Origin of the sequence: Roseibium sp. (assembly GCF_048260565.1) — a bacterium.
Lineage (GTDB): Bacteria > Pseudomonadota > Alphaproteobacteria > Rhizobiales > Stappiaceae > Roseibium.
In genome coordinates, this window is record NZ_JBLXGP010000028.1 from 1 (window position 1) to 7,087 (window position 7,087).

At 62.6% G+C, this 7,087-nt stretch carries 7 protein-coding genes; 2 read left to right on the top strand and 5 right to left on the bottom strand.

Translation table 11 applies throughout. The features are described from left to right. Nucleotides 1-232: 232 nt before the first annotated feature. Nucleotides 233-622, top strand: coding sequence for a phage tail protein (locus ACN0SO_RS27005; RefSeq protein ID WP_417682942.1), 390 nt, complete (start codon nt 233-235; stop codon nt 620-622). Between the two features lie 464 nt (nt 623-1,086). Next, on the top strand, nt 1,087-1,914 hold the full coding sequence (locus ACN0SO_RS27010) for a DUF2793 domain-containing protein (protein ID WP_417682952.1): 828 nt from the start codon (nt 1,087-1,089) through the stop codon (nt 1,912-1,914). Between the two features lie 306 nt (nt 1,915-2,220). On the opposite strand, the gene ACN0SO_RS27015 is transcribed toward ACN0SO_RS27010, so the two are convergent. The 5 genes from ACN0SO_RS27015 to ACN0SO_RS27035 all read right to left on the bottom strand — a co-directional run bounded on the left by ACN0SO_RS27015 (nt 2,221) and on the right by ACN0SO_RS27035 (nt 6,537). Continuing rightward, complete coding sequence (locus ACN0SO_RS27015) at nt 2,221-2,553, bottom strand: hypothetical protein (protein ID WP_417682944.1); 333 nt, start codon at nt 2,551-2,553, stop codon at nt 2,221-2,223. 31 nt (nt 2,554-2,584) lie between these two features. Further along, nucleotides 2,585-3,838 (bottom strand): MFS transporter, encoded by a 1,254-nt coding sequence (locus ACN0SO_RS27020; protein WP_417682946.1) that lies wholly within the window; start codon nt 3,836-3,838, stop codon nt 2,585-2,587. Nucleotides 3,839-3,872: 34 nt separating this feature from the next. Continuing rightward, nucleotides 3,873-4,280, bottom strand: a complete 408-nt coding sequence (locus ACN0SO_RS27025) for a hypothetical protein (RefSeq protein WP_417682948.1) — start codon at nt 4,278-4,280, stop codon at nt 3,873-3,875. 581 nt (nt 4,281-4,861) lie between these two features. Next, complete coding sequence (locus ACN0SO_RS27030) at nt 4,862-6,274, bottom strand: FAD-dependent oxidoreductase (RefSeq protein WP_417682949.1); 1,413 nt, start codon at nt 6,272-6,274, stop codon at nt 4,862-4,864. Next, the gene (locus ACN0SO_RS27035; protein WP_417682951.1) at nt 6,262-6,537 is read right to left on the bottom strand and encodes an FAD-dependent oxidoreductase; all 276 of its coding nucleotides are present in this window, start codon (nt 6,535-6,537) and stop codon (nt 6,262-6,264) included. Before ACN0SO_RS27035 ends, ACN0SO_RS27030 begins: the two co-directional genes overlap by 13 nt. Nucleotides 6,538-7,087 lie beyond the last annotated feature (550 nt).

The window sequence follows — 7,087 nt, forward strand, 5'->3', positions numbered from 1 at the left end:
GGATTTTTCCGTTGTATTCGGGGGGTATGCGGGTGGGGTTTTGCACTGGCGTAGTCGCCAGAAGGCCCGAATGCATTCTCTTGGGCCGATATTCTCCGGACCTGATGACTAGGCCGATTTAGTGTTTAGGTTGTAAGTTCCTGATATGGATACTTTTTTATAAATTGACGCTAGGCACTTCGACTTCGGTCTCTATCGCATTGCGGTCGAGGGCTATGTCATCGGGGCCATTGTGTCCCCCCGCGCGTCGATTTCCACGCTGGCCCGGCATTTCGAGTTCGATGCCATCGAGACCGAGGGCGTGATCCGTTTCGTGATACGCGGTCACGCCTCGGTCGCCACGCTGGCAGTCGACGATCTGGTCGCCAGCCGTGAAGGCGATGCGCTGGAACTGACGCGCGGCCAGGAGACCGAACTGCCCCAGGCGCTGAAGTGGCAGGTCGCGCGGGCGGATGAGGATTATGACGCAGCGCTGGTCGAGGCCCGCCGCATCACGGTTGACACGACGCGCATCGCCTCGGAAAGTTTCCCCATGACATTCCGCCAGAAAAGGCCGAACGCCCCTGCCCCCGCGAAATCGCAATCTTCCGCAGCGCGTCCACAAACGGGTTCAACCTCCTGACCACATTCGGCAGTCGGGCCCGGATGGGGACCGTGACGCAAGATATGCTGCGCTGGGCTTCACCCCGACCGGACGGGGTCTTGTCCCCTTCGCGTCCGTCCATGTCGAACAGCCATGGCGAACAGCGCGCGCCCCGGGCGATCTGACCATCCGCTGGACGCGGCGGTCCCGGGCGCTGGTGGCCGATGCCTAGGAACAGGTCGAGGTGCCGCTGGCTGAAGACCTGAAAAGCTACGACGTGCAGATCCTTGATGGCGCCGCCGTCAAGCGCACACTGACCAGCAGCACGACCTCCGTCCTCTACACCACTGCCCAGCAGGCCGCTGGGGCCCGGCCAGACACTGGCCATCCGCATCTACCAGCTCTCGAACAGTCTCGGCCGCGGGACGCCCGCAACCGTGCCCCTCCAGTTCTGACGCCCCCCCATCTCTGACGCTACGACCCATCTGGGCCTGCCCTACCTCCTGGCGGCGCAGGCGCAAAAGCACGTCACCCTCAACGAAGCGCTGCGCCTGCTCGATGCGATGGTGCAGCTCTCGGTCCTCGACCGAACGCGCACCACGCCACCCGCCAGCCCGGCAGACGGCGACCGACACCTCGTGGCCTCCGGCGTCACAGGCCTTTGGGACGGGTGGGACCTGAACATCACCTTCTGGATCGACGGCGCTTGGATCCGACAGGCCCCGCGCACCGGTTGGCTTACTTCGTTCGCGGCCGAGGCGCTGTTTCTCGTCTGGACCGGCAGCGCCTGGGAGGTGGTGGGCGAGCCGAGCGACATCTCGGATGCGGTCTTCAGCCTGATCAACGACGCCGATCCCACGAAGAAGGCGGTCTTCTCGCTGTCCGGAATCAGCACGACCCGGAGCTATACGCTGCCGAACACCTCGTCGGAACTGGCGACCTTGGCGGGCACACAGACCTTCACCGGCACGCTGACGGCCTCCGGCGCCGTCACGGTCTCGGGGACGGCGACAACCATCGGCACGGCGACGGGCACCGCGACCTACGGGGTGGACACCGGGACGACCACCACCGGCCTCACCAAGACCGTGAACCTCGGCGCCGGCGGCGCGCCGGGGTCGAGGCGACCGTCAACACCAACGGCATGCCGCGCACGGCCTCGACGGCTTCACCTATGTGAACCGGCTGTCGCTTGTCACACTGCAAGCGACCGGCATGGGGTTCTTCGGCCTCTATGGCTCGACGGCAGCGCTAGCCACGACCCTCTCGGCAGTCGTCAACTGCATCGGCTTCCAGCGCGGCGCCCACACAAACTGACAACTGGTCCATAACGATGCCTCGGGCGCGCCGACGCTCACCGATCTGGGCGCGAGTTTCCCGGTCGCGAGCACGACGAACGTCCTGACCCTCATGCTCCTCGCCGCCCCGAACAGCAGCGTGACCGGCGTCCGGGTGCTCAAGGAGGTCAGCAGCGGGGCGGCGGTTGAGACGATGATCGACAACGACATCCCCGCCGCGACGCAACTCCTGCCCCCCGGAACTACATGAACAACAGCGCAACAGCGGCGGCGGTCGCCTACGATTGCTCGGGGGGTTATGTGGAGACGGATTATTGAGGCAGTATAGAAGCATAGCTTCTATCTTTGGCGTGGCACGTCCCGCACCAGACGAGCCGCCGTCTCGATAATATTGGCCTGATGGCGCTGCAGCGCCTGGCAGGCGCGGTCAAGATGCGCGCCGAACGGGTCAACGGCCTGGGTGCGCCGGCCGCAAAGCTCTTCGATGACAGCCAGGCCGCACAGTGGGGCGTCGAAGTCCCCAAGCGAAGCGACGCGGCGTCGGATCTCGCCTGCGTTGTACAGCCAGCAGGGCGTGCCGAAATCGCGCGCGACCTGTCGCAGGGTATCGGCGTTCGGGCCTAGATCATCGGTCTGGATGTCGGGACGAACGACGGGTGTATGACGGTTCATGGCTGGCTTCGTTTCCTGTAGAAAGCGGTGATCAATAAGAGGTATCGGGTTCGCGGATCATCTGGCAGCTCAGAGCCGAGATGGCCATGCTGATCGCGCCCACTAGGATCGCGTAGAAATAGGCACCCGAAGCGTCCCGAATCGCGCCTGCCATCGTCGGGCCGAAGAGCGCGCCGACGCCCCACGAGGTGTAAAGCGCGCCGATGATGGTGGCAATCCGGTGACCGCCGAAATACTCCATCGCCAGCACCGGTAACAAGGCGATGTAGCCGCCGTAGAGGATGCCGAACAGCGTGGCGTAGAGCAACAGAGACGCGAATACCGGCGGCGCAAGCAGCCACCAGAACATTGTCAACGACAGACCCGCTAAGATGTAGGTCAGCAAGGTGCGTCTGCCGAACCTGTCGGCCAGCCCTCCTAGCAGAAAGCGCCCGAACGTGCTGCAGATGCCCATGATGCCTATCAGGATAATGCCGAGCTGGGCTGAAACGCCGTTGTCGGTCGCATAGGGCACCAGATGGACGTAATTGATGAACACACCGGCGGCGGACAGCAGGCTGGCAATGTATAAAAGCCAGAATCGGGCTTGCACCACAGCCTCGGCGAGGCCAAGACCAGGCAAGGGAGCGGTCCGGCTGGCGTCGGGGTTGGCCGGTCCCCCATCGGGGGCCAAGCCCATGTCCCGCGGGTGGTATACCAGCAGCAGGCTGGCGGCGCCGCAGACCACCAACGCGCATCCCGCTAGCACCAGGTGCGCGCTGCGCCAGCCCATTGTCTCGTTCAACGCCGTCGCTAAAGGTGGTAACAGCAGCGTCCCGACGCCAGTTCCGCTCACCGCCAGACCCGAGGCCAGCCCGCGCTTCACCTTGAACCAGCGTTGCACCAGTCCCACGGCCGGCACATAGATCATTCCGCCGCCGATACCGACGCCTGCCCCGTAGGCTAGGTACAACAGCGGCAGCGAAGTGGCCATCGACGCCCCGGCAAGCCCTAAGGCCATGATCACCGCGCCGAGCAACCCTACGTTGCGGGGACCAAACCGGTCGGCCACGAAACCCGCTGCGAACCCAGTCATGAACCAGACGAATTCGCTGACCGCGAAGACCAGCGAGATGTCGGCGCGCCCAGTCTTGAACTCCGCCTCGAACGAGGCGACGAAGGCTGGAAAGGAATAGATGATCCCCGCTGCAGTGGCCGACATGAAGAAGACCGAGCCGACGATGATCCATCCATAGAACAGCCCCTCCCCTTGTGGCGCCTCTGAGTTGTTCGTGTAATTCTTCACGGTGTGCATCCTTACGATGGGTCTTGGGGTCGGCTCATGCGTCGGGCCTGATGTCGATAACAAGGTAAGACAGATCGGGCATGCCTTGCCGGACCAGCTGATCTGCAAGTTCGGCATAGATCTGGCGAATTTCCACCGGATCGCGATGGTAGAGAGCACAGCCCCCCGCAGCATGAAGCGCCTCGACCAAAGGCGAGGGGTTGGCCAGTAACCGTTTGCCGTCGACGCGGACAAGGCCCTCGTCGGCTAGGATCGTCCAAGACAGCCCTTGGGGTCCCAGGATCGACAAGGCAAGATCGACCATCTCCCAACGAGCATCGGCTGCGTTCCCTACCGAATAGCCCAGCAGAGACACCCGTGCCCGACGTCCGGCATCGGTACGGCGGAAACGGGCAACTGCCTCGAACGCGGCGCGCTGCAGCGCCGAAAGGCTGCACGTCATGGAACCCACGCCGGATGTCGTTCAGCGCGACCATGCAGGCACTGCGCTGGGTCAGGCACTGATTCATATGGAAATAGGCCATCGCCCTCGGATTAATATCGAAGCCGATCCCCGGCATGTCCGGCGCAAAGTGAGCCAGGTTGTTGCCGCTGCCGGTCGCTAGGTCGATCACTGCATCGACATCCTCCAGTAGCCCGCTTGTCTGACAGTGCCGATGGATGGCGGTGCTTTCGTCGGCGAACGGGAACACCCGGACCCTAGGATCGACCCAGACGGCATCGGTAACCAGGGCCTGCCCCTCGATCAGGTTCAGGCGCACGCACAGCCGGCCGTCGCGCAAGAGGCCGACCCGCGCCAGCGCACCGCCTTGCAGACCGGGGCCCGGGTCGAACGGTGCGCGCTGTCCCAGACCGGCTGCCCACTCTCCGTACCCCGCCAACCCCGCAATGTGCTCCATTTCGGCTGCGGCCGCTGCGCGCAATGCCGGGTCCGCCTGCACCTCGGATGTGATCAGGAACAGGCTGTCGGTTTCCAACGTGCCTGCGTCGATCTGCACATGTGCCGTCATACCAAGCCCCCGTTCACTGCTGTTGCCGCAACAACAGCGCAAGCAGCGCCGCGCGCATCCAGACGCCATCGCGGGCCTGCTGGAAGTAGTGCGCCTGGGGCATCGCATCCATCGCACGGTCCACATGGTCCGAGATCGGTCCGATATGCAGGACCGGGACATGGCGTCCCAGACCGGTAATGGCGGCCGCCGTGATCCGATACGCATCCGGGGTCGGTTGCCCCTGCCGGGAGGACGCATTGATCTTATCGTCGAAATCGGCATGGAAGTTCGAGTGGTAGACGCCTAGCGTGGTGACTGCGTCTGCAAGCTGCAACACCTGGCCGACGTCGCTGCAATGGGTCACCCTCGTCCCGCGCTCACTCAGCAGCGCCTGAACGTCGTCGGGCGGGGTAGAACCCGGCGGTTCCAGGACGGCAAGATGCACATCGAACAGCGACAGAGCGATGACCAGAGACCGGTGCGCCCGCCAGCCTAGGTGCCCGATGATCCCGATGCACAATCCATCCAGCCGCCCAAAATGTTTGAACAGGTGCAGCACATCCCCCAGCGATTGAGTCGGGTGTTCGCCGTAGCCGTCCCCGGCCCCGAAGATCAGGATCGGACGCCCCTGCGCATCGCGCGCCGGGATAATGTTGCCGCTGCACGCGATATGGCCGATGCGCGCAATCTTCAACGCGACGTTTAGTCCGGGTCCCAGATTCGGAATGGTCATCCATGCACCTAGGACACCGTGCACTTTGCACTGCGTCGCGGTTCCGCGCAGCAGGTCCGCGCCATAGACGCCGAGCGACAGGAAATAGTGATTTCGACCCTCGACCCTGCCGTCGATTTCGACCTCCGTGACGATGCTGTTCGTCCTGACAATGCGGGTCGCCCTCGTGCCCCAGCGGAAACGAACACCGCGGCGCTCGAGCAAATTGACCAGACGAACGACATAATCATGAACGTTGACCGTGAACCCCGTGACCTCGATCCCGCCAGCGATCTCCCGATTGCGAACGCCCGCTGCAAGCGCAGGATAGTGTTCGGCAACCCCGCCGGGCTCCAGATCGTTGCGGTAGGCACCGACCCGTTTCTGACGCTTCAGCTGTTTGGCGTTGTAGTCGGCGGTCGAGGCCACCCGCAGCAGCGGTTCGAGAAATTCGACCCCAGCGAACAGCTCGGGCGTGCTGTCCATCAGGTTGCGCCAATAGTCCAGACTTTCGTGACTGATCGCGAAGATGTCGTCGTTGTAATGTTCAGCCATCCAGACAGGTATCGCCATTGACTCGCGGATCCAGGCCGCGTCTTCGGCGCAATAGGCCTCGGGCCTTCCGATCAGCCAGCCGAAGTCGGTGATCCTCCGCCGCAGGTAGTCGTGCAACTCGCCACCCTCGGGCGCTTCACGGTCATGGTAGTTGTCGCATTCGATCAGCGAGAACATGCGCGCATTTGCCCCCCATGGGTGCAGCCCATGGACTGCCACGGCGGGCAGGTGCGCGGGTCGTGGCTGGCCTCGACGACCTCGACGTCATAGCCAGCTTGAACAAGGTCCAGCGCGGTCATTAGCCCAACGATGCCCGCGCCCACCACTAGGACGGTTTCCGGACCCTGTCGGCTGGCGCGGCGCGAAATCATCGTAATAATCGCAGGAAGAAGCGCGGCATGGTCTTCGAGCGACAAGGGCAAGATGGATGCGATCTTCATGTAAACCTCAGAAAACGCGAAAAAATTTAATCTCAAAAAACGTGAAAAAAATTCTCAAACAAGAGCGTAAACGCCAAACCAATGCCGGACTATGAAACCCCAATGATAAACATCGTAAACAACGAAGTCCCTTGCCGTCAGCACTCAAAATTTCCAACGCGGGTTCCTAAAACGGTATCGCCCCCCCCGGAAACGGCTGTTAATCAGCATAGCTGTCGCAATCTTAGAGGCGGAGTTAATGAAATACTTACAGCTGCCAATCGATTTTTTTCCTTGTGAATCTCTGCGCGATTGAAAATTGTCACGTCTCCGCAAGCGAATGATCGCGGCGGGGCCTCAGGAGAGATTTTGCGACGGCAAGAGGTAGCGTCTGGAAGGTTATGCGATCTGACGCTCCACTTGATCAAAGGAGCGAGGGCGACCTGCCTGCTCTGCCGATTGAATACTGCTTGCGAAGCAGAATCGAAACGACCCACGACACGTGGCGACACTCAGAACGCCCACCGTCTCTTTCCACCCGCCCCTACAATACCCGCCGAGCGCATTCCCG